Raw genomic sequence first — 13109 nt, 5'->3', positions numbered from 1 at the left:
GGATATTTAAAACGCACGAAGTTTATGCTAGTTTGTTTTTTTATTCAACATTTGTGTTACTTTATCAGATATCATTTCAAAAGCTTTCTTTTGATTATGATTAAAAGCCAATCTGCCACTGCTTCTTTGGTCATTTTTTCCTTGCCCAATAAGTGCCATATCAAATGCCCATTTAACTGTTTCAGCATGGTTTGGACATCGCTCAAGCGCTATATCGTAAGTTTCAGTTCTGCGACCCATTTTGTAGCTAATACAAAAATGACCATCTTTAATTTTAGCAAGTCTTTTACTTGGTGCTTTTTCATCATCTAACTTTAAAAGATATTCAATCATCACTGATTTCCTTATATCCATAAGTAAAACAAGATACTAATAGGGATAATATGAAAATAAATGTCAATTTAACCATGATTAAATTCCTTTATTTTTTATATTTCTATATTGATTAGACTTCATACTAGTCTCTTTTGGAGACAGTAACAAAGTGGCGTTCAGTATTTCAATGTCCTTATATTCATTATCATATTTACTTGAGATTAGTATTTCACTATTTAAAATATAGACTGATGTTTGTCCTGAGTTTAGGACAGCTAGATATCCATTTTCTTTTAAATATTTAATACACTTAGACAAATATGGTCTGCTCTTTTTTAAGGCTATTTCAAGTACAGAGCTCGACGCCACAACTACATTGTCGTTGTTACTATATTTTGACAAAAATAAAAATATTCTTGCCGCAGTTGGTTTTTCTTCAATAAGTTGTTCTATCCCACCCACTTTATCAAAAGAAAAATAAATTCCTTTTTTCATCCTATGTATCAAATTCAAATATTGAGAATACAGACTGTAATCTAATTTAAAGAAAAAATCAATCTATTCAATTTAGATAGATTAGATCTATTATTTTATTTAATCTATTAGATTGATTGTCAACGAGTGAATGAATAACAATCTAATATTTAAAGCATCTGATTAAATTGTTGTAGTAATAGCGTAATCCCTTATTATATAAATAATCAGATTTATTTTACACAATAAAAAACTGACAAATTGATGAGTTAAACTGACGAATTGATGAGTTAAACTGACAAATTGATGAGTTAAACTGACAAATTGATGAGTTAAACTGACGAATTGATGAGTTAAACTGACAAATTGATGAGTTAAACTGACAAATTGATGAGTTAAACTGACAAATTGATGAGTTAAACTGACAAATCTATTTATTGTCAGCTTTTGGTGTGTTATTATGGTATATAGAGGTTAATATATAATGTCTAAAATAATGAATATGGAATTTCTAAACAATAAATATGTTTCTAACACGGTTTTATCTGGTATTCCAGAAAATGGTGAATGGACCTTAAACGGCTTTAAATTAGCATATTTGATAGCATGTGAAATGTCTGACTATAGAATTTTCATTAAGAAAGATTCCGAAATTGATAGTTTTGATAATAATAAAATACAGGAACACCTAGAGACTGTTCCTAGATCATATAATATAAGTAGAGTTAAGTATCAAGAAATAACAGGTGTTTCATATGCAAATATTTCGAGAGAGATATCAAGATCATGTGATGACTTATTAACAAAAATAACTACATTACCGAACCCGTTTGACCCAACTAATAAAAAGTCATTTGAAAAAGTACAATGGTTCTCTAAGGCTAGATATGATGACAATAAAGGAACAATTACTATTGATATACATAATGATATGCTACCTTACTTTGTAGTCTTAGTGAATTATACCAAGTTAGACTACAAAAATATAGCAGGTCTGAAAAACCTATATTCAGCAAGAATTTATTTAATATGTAAAATTGCTCAAAATAGATTTAATTCTGACTTGCAAATAAAAATTAGTATAGATGAATTAAAAAATAGAATTGGTCTCTATGGTAAATACGATAATATCCCAAGATTAAGAAGTAGGGTTTTAGATGTTGTTTATAGTGAAATCAATGACAAAACAGATATTTCATTTGAATATGAACTTCATAAAACAGGTAAACGCTTTACGGATATAACCCTCAAATTTTCACAGAAAAAAGATAAAAATAAGCAATTAGAACAACCGAAACGACAATATTCGGAAATAGAGCATAAATCAACAGATGAACAACTTAATCTTGATTTGAGTGAGCAGGAAATGATTATGTCAGCACAACTTTTTTCTTACGGTATACCGAGAAGTAAAGCCTTAGAGTATGTTAGAGGTTATGGCGTAGATGCTTGCAAGACAGGTATTGAAAAGCTATTAGGTGAGATCCAAAGAGGCAGAGATATTAAAAACATTAGTGGATATCTAGTTTCTTGTATTGAAAACTCTGCCAACAGTAAAAGCTCAAAAGAAATTAAGGCGGCTATGAATTTCGCAGAGGAATTGGCGCAAGATCGTAAAGCTCAAGAAATGGAAAGGTTTAATAGCTTTGATGCTTACATCAATAACAATGAACAGCAAATACTTGTTTTACTTGCAAAGCATGAAGTTAATAAAAAGCTTACTGATGAATTAGAGATCGATATGCTTAGGTGCTTAAAAGGTGTTGTGGGTCAGTATGAAGATCTTGAAAGTATGTCACCCTACTACCTTACATTAAGATTTAAGGGAGATTTTTTAAACTACGCTAACATTAAGTCTATGGTTGAAAAATTAGAAGTTGCTAGTAAGGAAGAAAGAATAGCGAAGCTTAAAGAAGATTTGAAAGCTAAGAAGAAGGAGCTTGAAAAAGTTAGTGGAAAAGCTAAAGGGTTAGTTGAAAAAGAGATTAATATGCTCAAAGTGGCTATTGCAGATTTGGTTTAATTTTTTTGGAGTACAAATTCCTGCTGCGTGCTGCGATTGAATAGCGACGCTTTGAGCTCTTTAGTAATTTTTTCGGCAAAATTTTGTAACTTTTATTGGAATATAAGAAATTTATATCAATGAATTTAGTGAAAGTTACGCGCGTAACTTTGGAAAAAGTTGACTAGTATATTTAAGCCAATATAATATACTGGTGTTTTATTGATGGAGTATTAATTATGTCTAAAGTAATAGCTGTTATTTCAGGAAAAGGTGGTGCAGGAAAAACAGCAACAAGTGTAAATTTAGCGTGGTCTTTGGCTAAAGATTTTAATCATAAAGTTATAATTGTAGACATAGATAAAGATAAACCTGATGCTTTAGGTTGGAAAGAGCAAGGTATGGCTACAGGAATATCTAAATTTGATGTTGATACATTATTGTGTGAAGAGTCCCCAAAGGAAATGATTAATCAATTAAGAAAGGAATATGATTTTATCATTATTGATACACCGCCAAACTTTCAAGGGGAAGCTTTTAAAGCAACTTTGGCGAGTGATTTTGTTATTATTCCCTCTTCACCTAGTTTAAGTGATCAAAAAGCTTTGATTAAATCTATGGAAATTGCAGATGAATGCAGAAAACCATATAGGTTATTAGCAGTAAGAACACAAAAAAGGCACAACCTGTCACAAGAACTAATAAGCTCGATTTCAGAACTAAACGGATTTAAAACCAATATCACTTTAAAATCATGTGTTATGGAAGCTCAATTTCATGGATTATGGGTGGGAGAGTATCAACCAGATAGTGATTCACATAGAGAGTTTAAGAATCTGGCAAAAGAAGTTATAGAATATACAAATTAAAAGTTACGCGCGTAACTTTTTGGAGGATTAAGTATGAGTAAAAAAAATAATGGATTTAGTTTGAAATCAGAGACTGAAAACAAAGTTATAGCAGAGCGGTTAGCAGATGCTAAAAGTGCTATGGGCTATGTTGGTGCTGTCGAGATTATAGAAACAGATCAAATAGATAACTGGGAATATAGAGACAGGAAAGAGTTTGAACTAGGTAATATAGAAGAACTTGCCTATAGCATACAGAATAACGGACAAGCTCAACCGATAGTAATAACAAATCAAAATGAAGTTTTTAAAGCTCAGTCTAACAAAGAAGCAAAGTATGTTGTAATTGCCGGTTATCGTAGATGGCTTGCATGTAAAAGCATAAATATAAAAGTCGAAGCTATTATTAAAGAATTTTCCTTCAATGATGCCATTGCTTGTGTAGTAGATGAAAATAGAAAGGAAAGTGTATCTGATTATTCAAAAGGTATTTTTTATTCAAATCTTTTAAATTCAGAAAAAATCACACAAGCAGATTTAGCGCAGAAAGTAGGTCTAACTCTCTCATCTATTAAAAACTTCATATCTTTTTCGAGGATACCAAGTGAAATAATTGAAGCTGTTGTGGATATGAGCAAAGTATCATCACGAACGTCAATTGAAATTGTTTCATTGGCAAATAAAGGTGATAAATATTGCAAAGCATTAATATCTATAGCCGATAAAATTAGACTTGGATATGGTGAGAAAAGAATCAAGCAAGAGGTTGATAAAATTTTAAATAAAAAAATTAAGGTAGATAAAGAAAAAACAATTAGAAGTAATAGTAGAGTTTTGGCACATGTTTCAGGAAGACGAATTAATTTAGAAAAAGAACTTATAGACAAAGATAACTATGATGTGTTTATAAATGATTTTGAAAAATTAATGATTAAGTACTTTGGATAAAGTAATGTCTGATAGATTAGAAGTACTTAAAAAAAGTCAGAAAAAAATTAGGGACGCTTTAAAAGAATCTGGGAAGGTTCAATTTTCTGATTGGCTAAATAAAGATACTTTAGAAAAAATAGGGAGTTTAAAGATAGCTTTAAATTTCCGTAGAAGAGGTGAAGTTATAGATGAAATTGTATCATATTACTATGAAAATCACATAAATAAAAAATAGTTACGCGCGTAACGCTAAGATTGAAAGCTATTAAGTCTGTTAATGATGTATTTTTTCTGGTTGTCTGGGTTTTGTTTGATCATATCATGTAATACTTCAGATATTGTTAAGTCACTATGCTCTGACTTTATTATATTGATGCTATCCTGGCTAAAGCCAATATCTTTAAGTTGGTTATAAATTTTTCTCTCGTTATTTATAGTCTCTTGTACATTACTAATATCAATTTCAATTGATGAGTCCGTTTTTATTTTGATAGATTTATCATAATTTTTATTACGCCATTTAACAAGGTTAGATAAATTAAGAAATATTCCATAAAGGCTAATCAGAAGAACTAATAAATAGTAGTACTGGTTAAAATTAATCTCGTAATCAGTTGCGTTAACAGTAATATTTGGAAATGGTAAAATGTGGACACTATTGCTTGTTGAATTAATTCCTAGTCCCCACCAGTCAAAAATATAGTGTGGTGGAAAGTCAGGTAATCCAAAATTAAAGGAATTCAGAGAAAGTAAGATTGTTATTGTGGTTATTATCAAAATCGCTGGTAAAATGGCGTAGCCATAGTTAATAACGATCTTGAAATAGTAAATTGCGATACTTATAAGTACTGTGATTATAGCTGCTTTTATACCGATCCATGGTATAGAGAAACAATAGTATGTGATTACACCAAAAAACAAAAATATGATTATAAGTTGTAGGCTCATGCTTCCTGGTGTGCCATAATCTTTATCTCCCTCCATATTTTTCTTATTTACAAACATTCCAAGTATCTGTGTTTCTTTATCATTAAGCATAGTCGGCTTTTGATATCCATAAAATATTGCTAAAGTAAATATGCCAATGAAAAAAATTATGAAGAGCAATACTAGGCTAGATAAAAATTTAAGATACCAAGCCCACTCAAACCATTGATTAAAAAGATAAACAGCAAAAGCACCAAGCGATTTAATTGCATTTAAAAGTTCCATTTTTCTCTCCTCAAATATTCTGCCCTTAGTTTATCAATTCCTTTAGTGCTTGTTCAATTTGATCTTGAGAGATTATAAAGCTCTGATCAAAGACGATGGTATTTTTAACCCATTTACCAATAACTTGGCCATGATCAGTGATGATTTCTTTATGATCATCGATATCTTGTTCGCCATGAACGATCTCATTAACAAGCTTCTCGATTTTTTTACAACCTGCGCCTTTGCGGATGTCTTCAGCGATTTCAATTAAAGCTGCGATATATTCATCGCCTTTACGGGCTAATAGAGCGATTACCTTGGACGATCGGCAGCTGACCTTACCCATATTGATCACAGCATCCCAAATTTGCTGTGGCACCTTATTAAACGACAATAAGTCGTATACTTTCTCTTTTGAGCAATGCAGGTAACTTGCGATTTCAGCAACCGTTGTTTTATTGCTATCCAGTAGCTTCTGAAAGTGAATGCCCCTGGAGTAATCTGAGATAGGCTGCTTTTCATTTTCACGCAGCTGAAGGAAATAAGCCTGCTCGTCAGAGATGTCTTTAACAATGACTCTTAAATCAATATCGAGCTCAAGACATGCTTTCCACCGTCTGCTACCAGCAATCACTTCATATTTGTATTGCGCATCATTTTTAAGTGGCCTGACCATGACGGGTTCAACCTGACCATTTTTTTTGATGTCCATGCCAAGGGCGTGAATGTCACCAAATTCAAAGGCAGATCGATCGGCAAACTCCCATCGCTTACATTGGCTTGGATTAATTTCAATAACTTCCATAATAATTCCATGTAACTATTTATAGTGCCATATTTATCATTATATAAATAAAATATCAAGTAATTAATTTAAAATAGTTTTTATTAATTATCTGTACGCGCGAACAGATTGCTTTAGAACTTACTGTAGATCGCTTTAAAACGCTTTATATCGTTGTTTAAAATAGTAATTAATATAGCTAAATAATAATTATATGAAAAATATAAAATTAAAAAATAAATAATCCCAATGGGAAATCAAAAACAACGAGACCGAATAAGTGCCGTGATGACTTTACTTACTTGGCAGAAGGGTGGTGCACTTATGAAGTGTGTCGAGTTGTTGTGTGTTGGAAAATATCGACAACGAAATTGTGGTTATGAAGTATGATTGACTTCACAGTGTATGATCCACATTGAAATATTGCTTGGCGATAAAGTGGATTGACCCCACCACGGTTGCTTTGTGATATTCACTCAACCCTGAAGCAATGATGTCACCACCCAAACGCACAATATTGTGGAAACGTATTTTCTCGTACTCCTGGCCAAACAGGGCAAAGAGTTGATCACGTTTACTATTTTTACTACTTTGGTATTCATAGTTACGCGCATTAAAAACCGCAGAACCGATTTTATAAAAATCATGCTCTTGCACATTACTTTCAATTAACTCAATTGCTTTTTTGCAGACTGCTGTTGCAAATGCTGAGTTTATATAATGGTTGACCTTGTCTGCCGATAATTTACAAAATGTGCATTGTGGTTTTAAGAACAACTCAAGGTTTGCTTTTTCAAAGGCAAGACCGATTAAGAACTTTTGCCGTGAGTCCTTTTTGCGTTCACGTACTGAAAGGGAAGTTAACTCGGTGCGCTTGCGGTTGAGTCTGATGATGACTTTTTTACTTCATCATCCAATTTATTCATCATCTCTTTATCTTCTTTGTATTTTTCGGCAATGGCTTTAAACTCTTTTTCGATGATGTCATCTTCCAGATTAGTCACGCCATATTTGAGTGCCAACTTACCAACTTTATCAGCGCGATCTTTGTCAATCTTTGCTTCCAGTTTTTTAAGCTCATCGATTTGCTTTTGAATATCCGCTTTACGTTCTTGTGGTGTCTTTTTCTTGGCAGCCATCAAAACTTCCTTAATTTTAATCTGATTATGACAGGTTCATGATAGCAGCAAAGGACTCTTAAGAAAACATGAGCGTAGCGAATTCATTAGAACATTAGGTTGTGACCAGATCGGCACCTTGGTTTTTGCGTTCCTAACCTAATGCGCACTTGTGTAAGTCTTGCGACTTACTGTGCGATCTGCTAAAGTACTGGGTATCAATATAATGATTGAATAGTACTAGATGGCGATTTATCACTACTCCCGAAACTTCGGTAAGCGAGCAGAAGGCTTTAATGCGGTATTTGCCGCAGCTTACATTCGTGGAGAATCAAAAAAGTGTATACGCCTAGATAAGACAATTGATTTTAGTGATAAGAATCACGTTGTTTTCAAAAAGAGTTATTTACCTGAGAATGCCCCTGAATGGGTAAAAAAGTTTGACTCAAGTAAAGAGCTATCTGATCAAATATGGAATCGCATAGAGCTTATTGAAAAGCATCCACGTGCGCAACTTTGTTTTCATGATGATGTTTCTATTCCGTTGGAATTTAGTTTTGCTGATGCCAAAGAGTTAGTTGATGAGTTTGTTACAAAGTATATTGCTATTGATGGCATGTTTGCTGATGTTGCCATGCACTGGGAAAAGAACAATCCGCACTTTCATATTTTAATGCCCATGCGTCAATTAACTGAAACAGGTTTCAGTAACAAGATGCAATTGAAGATGGGTGAGCTTAAGGAAATGTATCTTAAGGTTAGAAGTGAGTGGTCTGAGTGTGTCAATGAATTTGCAAAGCGCAAAGGTTTAGATGTTCAAATTGATCATAGAAGTTACGCTGATCGTGGTCTTGATCTAGTGCCTATGAAGAAAGTTGGCAAAGCTAAACACATGAAAGATAGCGAACATCAAAAGTATAAACTAGCGCAAAATCAATTAATCAAAGCTGAGAATTTATTAAAGATTCAAGACAATCCAGAGATCATTATTAAGAAGCTTGAGCAGGAACATGTTTGCATTGATTCAGCACATGTTGAAGAGGAGTTATCCCGTTTTGCAGTACCGAATGACGTGTTGAGTATTGTTAAAAGTCAGCAGCATGAAAATATAGAAAAAGAAGAAAAAATAAAAGAAAAGATAAGTGAAAATATAACAGAAAAGACTGAAGAAAGTGCAGATGAGACGCTAGGGAAGGGTGAACAAAATGACGCTGTTTCTCCTTTTTCACCTTTACCATTGGCAGCTAAAACCACAAATGACATTGACACTGCGCCTAAAAATTCTGTCAATGGTCAGCTACCTTCCCATGATTCTGTCGCGAAAATAGCTGCTGACTCAAAAAATAGCACTCCCTCGATCGTTCAAAATAGTGTTATTTCTAGTCTATCCTCTGACATTAAGGGTGATGTTGATAAGTATACGGTAAGTACTCATCAGGCTGATTTGGTTAATAATCAAACTAACTCACCGCTTTCACAATCTGCTTTGACGTATCAAGTGATTGAAAAACTCGAAGCCAATCATGGAATTTTTAGTGATAAGCAGATCAAAGAATCGGTTTTTGAGCACGATGAGGTGGGTACACAAAACTTTAATGCGGTGTATCAGAAGGTTATTCAAGATCAGAAACTGGTCTATTTGGGTGTTGGTATTGATGGACGAGACAGCTATACCACCAAGCTGCATTTTGATAAAGAGCTCGATTTGCGTGATATGGCCAGGACGCTTAATAAGCGTAAAGGCTTTCATGTTTATGATACTGACATTGCCAAAGTATTAAAATCTTATGACTTACGTCCAACCCAAGAGCAGTCATTGCGTCATTTACTTCAAGGTAAATCCATTGGTGTGACTGTTGGTTTTGCGGGTACGGGTAAGAGCTTTATGATGAAGCTTGCCAATGAAATATGGCAAAAGGCGGGCTTTAATGTTGTCGGTACGGCGCTATCTGGTGCGGCAGCTGCTGAGCTTCAATCTTCTTCTGATATTAAGTCACATACTGCGGCATCGTTACTTTATCAGTTAGATAAAGGGCATTTACGTTTATCTAAGCGTGATATTATCGTTGTTGATGAGTTTGGGATGCTGGCACTAGATGATGCACATCGTTTGATGAAACATGTGGTGCAAGCCGAAGCGAAGCTTGTTGGTATTGGTGATGATGAGCAAACGCAGCCGATTGGACCAGGTGCATCGATGCGCTCAATCATTGATGAGGTTGGCGCTTCTAAGATGACGGATATTATTCGTCAGAAGAAAGACTGGCAGCGTGAGGCAACGGTTAATTTTGAAACGCAGGATACAGGCAAAGGTTTTGATCTTTATCAATCGCATGGACATGTTCATTTTTATGATCAGGGTAAAGACAAGCATACTGCGATGCTTGAGCGTTGGCAGTCACATCTTGATGCTGGTGCACCACTATCTGAAGTTATGATGTTAGCGCATAAGAATGATAGTATAGATTCGCTTAATAAGATGGCGCGGGAGCGATTAGTTGGACAAGGAAAGCTTGATGGTGGTGTGCACTTTAAAAACGACAATCACAAACAGCTAACCATTGCTGTTGGTGAGCGCTTATTGTTTACGCGCAATGATAAAAATCTTGGTGTTAAGAATGGCTTTATGGGGACGGTGAGTGCTGTTGATGAAAAGCACGTTACTGTGACGCTTAAATCAGGACAAAGCATTACGTTTGATCCGGCTGCGTATAATCATTTTAACTATGCCTATGCTGCGACAATTCATAAACTACAGGGTGCTACTTTTGATCATACGCTTGCTGATGTTGACTCAGTCGGTTGGGATCGTCACTTGTTTCTGGTGGGTGGTACACGTCATCGAGAGAACTTTGATTTATTTGTTGATGGTGAAACCTTCAATGATCTTGATCATGTTAAAGAAGTGGTGACGCGCGGTGGCTTAAAAGATCATATTTATGATTATCCGGTACGCTTTGCGATTAACCGTGGGTTTGATGGTGAGCATATTGCTGAGCGTGCCGCAGGCTTGGTTTCTAAAACAGCGGATAAGTTACATGATGCCTGGCTGTATTTATCGAATTATCAGGCTTATGTTGAAAAAACACTGGCGCGTAAAGAAGCAGCGATCAGTGATGAGCAGCGTGAGATGCTACGTATTCGAGAAGAAGCGCGCATTGTTGCCTCGTTTGCGGATAAACGTATTGAAATTGCCAAGTTATCTAAAGCTATTAATGAGGTGCTGGGTGAGCGCACACTGGCTGATGCGCAAAATGATCCAGAGGTACAAGGCTTGTGGGATGATCTTTATCAGGCGCAAGTTGATCATGGTGCGTTAGCTCATCGCATTAAAAACAACACCATTGATCTGACGGAAAGCTTACACGCGAATCGTATCACCAGTGCCACACTTAACAAGGCATATGATTTTTATGAAAAGCATGAGCAAATTCACGCACTTGCTAAAGCTTATACACTTAAACAGTTATGGCAGCCAGAGCAAGCTGCTAAGATTATCGATGATTTAGGCAGTTATCAGCGGCATATCTTTAAAGCTTTTGATGAAGATACTCAAGCATTTGACTTCATCAATGAGCTGCGTAATCAGGCGGCTAATGTTCAGTATGAAAAAGCCTTTGCGCACTTTGGTGTGGAGTATCGCGTCTTTATTAAGGATGCCAGAGACTATATTCAACGAAACCATGCGCTTTTTGAAAGCTATGCTGAGCTTCGTAGTCTGAAATCACTAAGTGATGATCATCTTGGTAATAATGAGAATAAGAATAAGCATAAAGAAAAAATTGAGGCAGTTTCAAGGCGTTGTGCTTTATTAAGGCAATCGAGAAATGCGGTTGCTTCAACCTTAGCGTCTTCTGATGTTGCAAAAGAAGTCGGTGACTTTTTCCGAATTGACCAGGCTAAGCTTAAGTCACATGCCATAGAGCATAAAACTGCAAACGATCTGATTGATCGCTTTAGGTCATCTGATGCATCATTCATTGGTCAGATGATGACAGCACATCAGATCAAATCACAATTTGCGATGATGAGTGGCTATGTTGAGCATGCCTTTAGTGATGGATGGAAGGATATCAATATTGCTAACTGGCACTTTGATAGACGCTTACAGGTTTTAAGAGGCACCAAAGCATACCGTCAATCAGTCAATGTGATTAATGATTATCTAACATTGGCAAAGCATGCTCGATCAAATTGGCAAGCATTTTATCGCGTAGCTGATCAACAGAAAGCTTATGCTTCATCTACCTCATTTACTTCACTTAATGATAAAGAAAAGGGTACTAATCAACATACGCAACCTAATGATCGCAAAGACATTTTACGTCAAATGGCGCAGCATTATGGTTATCAGCGTGATGCCTTAGCATATGATATTGTACAAAATTTTGATCAGTATAGTGGCGCTATTGATTTTGCGAAAATTGATCTGGAGCGATTACGTGAAGCTGCAGGTAATTATGATCGTGTACGTCGTTATCAATTGGCTTTACAGCGTGTATCACGTTTTGAAGAAGCTAAAGCGTTGTTAGCAGATGGCAAGCGTTATGGTAATCACTTACAGGCTGCTCTTGTTTACAAACAAGCGAAAGTAGATGTGAAAAAGCTTGAGAAGGTAACATTACTTCGTGCGCTGTCTTCAGCAACCAAGCATCAGGATATACATTTGGTTAAAAACTACCTTGATGCTTCTTATCAAAGCTATCGCTATTATAAGAAAACGCAACATGCGTTTGATGGTCATGTTTATGTTGATTCTGTGTTTAGACCAACGCATTTACAGGCTTACGCTAACACCTCAGTGCAATTTGCCAGACAAGCCGATCGTTATGCTTATGCGCTTGTTGAGCAGGGCGTTGATTACCAATCTATTCTTAAGCATCAGATTAAAGATGAATCACGCTTACAAACAACGATTGAGCGTATTGAGAAAGCGCATACCAGAGAGACTAAGCGTTTAGAGATTGAAGCCTATTTGAATCCGCAAACAACGCAAGCACAGTTAGAAAAACTGGCTTACCAGTTTACTCAAGATAGTAAGGGCTATTATGGTCTTGCGCGTGAGGCAGGCTTATTGTGGTTGCCACTTTATAAGATGGCACTGCCTGAGAAATTGCGCCAGGTACGCGCGACATTAAATGCTACTGATCAGGCAACCTTTGATGCGATTACTGAACACAGTGATATTTGTCGTACGATTGCGGATAAAACGAAAGAACTCAAAGTGCTTGAAGCACAGTTGGTTGAGCTTAGAAAATCGATTAGCGCGGATAAAGTAAATAAAGAAAATATTGAAGAGGCTTCACTTAAAGCAGAGATTGCAAGCTCTAAAGAGAATTACTATTACACGATTGCCGTGCGTAATGAAATGGCTTACAAACTTGCGCAAAAAAATCCTGAGCTTTTAGCAACTGATGCAGAAACTCAGAAGCAGTTGCGTGATA

The 13109-nt window shown here is 35.4% G+C and carries 11 protein-coding genes; 5 read left to right on the top strand and 6 right to left on the bottom strand.

The annotated features are described in order from the left end of the window. Nucleotides 1–27 precede the first annotated feature (27 nt). Nucleotides 28–333 (bottom strand): hypothetical protein, encoded by a 306-nt coding sequence (locus tag DNJ75_RS09015; protein WP_117003127.1) that lies wholly within the window; start codon nt 331–333, stop codon nt 28–30. Nucleotides 334–411: 78 nt separating this feature from the next. Further along, on the bottom strand, nt 412–810 hold the full coding sequence (locus DNJ75_RS09010) for a hypothetical protein (protein WP_117003126.1): 399 nt from the start codon (nt 808–810) through the stop codon (nt 412–414). Nucleotides 811–1273: 463 nt separating this feature from the next. Between DNJ75_RS09010 and DNJ75_RS09005 the strand changes: the two genes are divergently transcribed. The 4 genes from DNJ75_RS09005 (at nt 1274) to DNJ75_RS08990 (ending at nt 4804) form a co-directional block, all read left to right on the top strand. Continuing rightward, a complete protein-coding gene (locus tag DNJ75_RS09005; protein ID WP_117003125.1) occupies nt 1274–2812 on the top strand; it encodes a replication initiation protein in 1539 nt (512 codons plus the stop codon). 218 nt (nt 2813–3030) lie between these two features. After that, complete coding sequence (locus tag DNJ75_RS09000) at nt 3031–3660, top strand: ParA family protein (protein WP_117003124.1); 630 nt, start codon at nt 3031–3033, stop codon at nt 3658–3660. Nucleotides 3661–3693: 33 nt separating this feature from the next. Beyond that, complete coding sequence (locus tag DNJ75_RS08995; protein ID WP_117003123.1) at nt 3694–4587, top strand: ParB/RepB/Spo0J family partition protein; 894 nt, start codon at nt 3694–3696, stop codon at nt 4585–4587. Between the two features lie 4 nt (nt 4588–4591). Then, nucleotides 4592–4804: a hypothetical protein gene (locus tag DNJ75_RS08990; RefSeq protein ID WP_117003122.1), complete on the top strand. Its 213-nt coding sequence runs from the start codon at nt 4592–4594 to the stop codon at nt 4802–4804. 14 nt (nt 4805–4818) lie between these two features. On the opposite strand, the gene DNJ75_RS08985 is transcribed toward DNJ75_RS08990, so the two are convergent. The 4 genes from DNJ75_RS08985 to DNJ75_RS08970 form a co-directional block, all read right to left on the bottom strand. After that, nucleotides 4819–5781 carry a hypothetical protein gene (locus tag DNJ75_RS08985; RefSeq protein WP_117003121.1) on the bottom strand — a complete coding sequence of 321 codons (963 nt, stop codon included), beginning with the start codon at nt 5779–5781 and terminating at the stop codon, nt 4819–4821. Nucleotides 5782–5806: 25 nt separating this feature from the next. Next, nucleotides 5807–6568, bottom strand: a complete 762-nt coding sequence (locus DNJ75_RS08980; protein WP_117003120.1) for a ParB/RepB/Spo0J family partition protein — start codon at nt 6566–6568, stop codon at nt 5807–5809. A gap of 375 nt (nt 6569–6943) precedes the next feature. Continuing rightward, complete coding sequence (locus DNJ75_RS08975) at nt 6944–7324, bottom strand: hypothetical protein (RefSeq protein ID WP_117003119.1); 381 nt, start codon at nt 7322–7324, stop codon at nt 6944–6946. A gap of 83 nt (nt 7325–7407) precedes the next feature. Next, nucleotides 7408–7686 (bottom strand): hypothetical protein, encoded by a 279-nt coding sequence (locus tag DNJ75_RS08970; RefSeq protein ID WP_117003118.1) that lies wholly within the window; start codon nt 7684–7686, stop codon nt 7408–7410. A 223-nt stretch (nt 7687–7909) separates the two neighbouring features. On the opposite strand from DNJ75_RS08970, the gene DNJ75_RS08965 reads away from it, so the two are divergent. Continuing rightward, nucleotides 7910–13109 (top strand): AAA family ATPase (locus tag DNJ75_RS08965; RefSeq protein ID WP_157968281.1); only part of this gene is annotated, 5200 nt, incomplete at its 3' end.

This window comes from Cysteiniphilum litorale, assembly GCF_003428165.1.
Lineage (GTDB): Bacteria > Pseudomonadota > Gammaproteobacteria > Francisellales > Francisellaceae > Caedibacter > Caedibacter litoralis.
The sequence above is the reverse complement of the archived record's forward strand: the minus strand, read 5'-3'. Positions and strand labels throughout refer to the sequence as shown.

What these genes read in the sequence shown, in the direction of transcription:
- DNJ75_RS09015 (WP_117003127.1), bottom strand. Translation starts at nt 333, where the DNA reads ATGATTGAATATCTTTTAAAGTTAGATGATGAAAAAGCACCAAGTAAA.
- DNJ75_RS09010 (WP_117003126.1), bottom strand. Translation starts at nt 810, where the DNA reads ATGAAAAAAGGAATTTATTTTTCTTTTGATAAAGTGGGTGGGATAGAA.
- DNJ75_RS09005 (WP_117003125.1), top strand. Translation starts at nt 1,274, where the DNA reads ATGTCTAAAATAATGAATATGGAATTTCTAAACAATAAATATGTTTCT.
- DNJ75_RS09000 (WP_117003124.1), top strand. Translation starts at nt 3,031, where the DNA reads ATGTCTAAAGTAATAGCTGTTATTTCAGGAAAAGGTGGTGCAGGAAAA.
- DNJ75_RS08995 (WP_117003123.1), top strand. Translation starts at nt 3,694, where the DNA reads ATGAGTAAAAAAAATAATGGATTTAGTTTGAAATCAGAGACTGAAAAC.
- DNJ75_RS08990 (WP_117003122.1), top strand. Translation starts at nt 4,592, where the DNA reads ATGTCTGATAGATTAGAAGTACTTAAAAAAAGTCAGAAAAAAATTAGG.
- DNJ75_RS08985 (WP_117003121.1), bottom strand. Translation starts at nt 5,781, where the DNA reads ATGGAACTTTTAAATGCAATTAAATCGCTTGGTGCTTTTGCTGTTTAT.
- DNJ75_RS08980 (WP_117003120.1), bottom strand. Translation starts at nt 6,568, where the DNA reads ATGGAAGTTATTGAAATTAATCCAAGCCAATGTAAGCGATGGGAGTTT.
- DNJ75_RS08970 (WP_117003118.1), bottom strand. Translation starts at nt 7,686, where the DNA reads ATGGCTGCCAAGAAAAAGACACCACAAGAACGTAAAGCGGATATTCAA.